1 protein-coding gene is annotated in these 1301 nt (G+C 63.6%); it reads left to right on the forward strand.

Annotation, left to right across the window (positions count from 1 at the left end):
- Positions 1 to 1214 (forward strand): group II intron reverse transcriptase/maturase (gene ltrA / locus MMB92_RS35175; protein ID WP_080330552.1); only part of this gene is annotated, 1214 nt, incomplete at its 5' end.
- Between the last annotated feature and the right edge of the window lie 87 nt (positions 1215 to 1301).

The raw sequence follows: 1301 nt of genomic DNA on the forward strand, positions 1-1301 counted from the left end.
TGACGAGGGAGAACCTGAAGCAGGCGTTCAAACGGGTACGGGCCAACAAGGGAGCCGCTGGCGTGGACGGTCTGGATATTGACCAGACGTCGCGCCATCTGGTGACGGCGTGGCCCGCGATCCGTGAACAGTTGATGAAGGGGACGTACCGGCCCAGTCCGGTACGGCGGGTGACGATCCCGAAACCGGACGGAGGCGAGCGCGAGCTTGGCATCCCGACGGTGACGGACCGGCTGATCCAGCAGGCGCTGCTGCAGGTGCTGCAACCGGTTCTGGATCCTGGCTTCAGCGAGCACAGCTACGGCTTCCGGCCTGGACGGCGTGCGCACGATGCGGTGCTTGCCGCGCAGTCGTACGTGCAGTCGGGTCGGCGAATCGTGGTGGATGTTGATCTGGAGAAGTTCTTCGACCGGGTCAACCACGACATCCTGATCGACCGACTGCAGAAACGTATTGGGGACGCCAGCGTGATCCGGCTGATCCGGGCGTATCTGAACAGCGGCATCATGGATGGCGGCGTGGTTCAGCAACGCGAACAGGGCACGCCACAGGGCGGGCCGCTATCGCCGTTGCTGGCCAACGTGTTGCTCGATGAGGTGGACAAGGAACTGGAGCGGCGAGGCCACTGCTTTGCGCGCTATGCCGACGATGCGAATGTCTATGTTCGTAGCCGCCGTGCTGGCGAGCGGGTGATGGCGCTGCTGCGTCGTCTGTATGGGCAACTGCGGTTGAAGGTCAACGAGACCAAAAGCGCAGTCGCCAGTGTGTTCGGTCGCAAGTTTCTGGGCTACAGCCTATGGGTAGCGTCCGGCGGTGTCATCAAGCGCAAGGTGGCGGCCAGAGCGCTGCTGGCGTTCAAACGCCGCATTCGTGAACTGACCGGCCGTAGCGGCGGGCGCAGCATGAAGGACGTGGTGGAACGGTTACGGCCCTATGTATTGGGCTGGAAGGCGTACTTCCGGATGGCGCAGACGCCACGAGTCTGGCTGGATCTGGACAAGTGGATGCGTCACCGGCTGCGTGTCATCCAGCTCAAACACTGGCGCCGCGGTCCGACCATCTACCGGGAACTGCGTGCGCTGGGCGCACCGTCCGCTGTGGCGCAACAGGTGGCGGCGAACAGCTGTCACTGGTGGCGTAACAGCGGCAAGCTCCTGAATAGTGTATTGACCCTCGCGTACTTCGATCGGCTGGGTGTGCCCCGACTCTCATAACCTCAACTTCCCGAACCGCCCGGTGCGGACCCGCATGCCGGGTGGTGTGGCAGGGGTACGGCCTCATGGCCGTCCCCTATGCCGATT

The sequence above is a fragment of the Burkholderia sp. IO2 genome, assembly GCF_029522185.1.
Lineage (GTDB): Bacteria > Pseudomonadota > Gammaproteobacteria > Burkholderiales > Burkholderiaceae > Burkholderia > Burkholderia cenocepacia.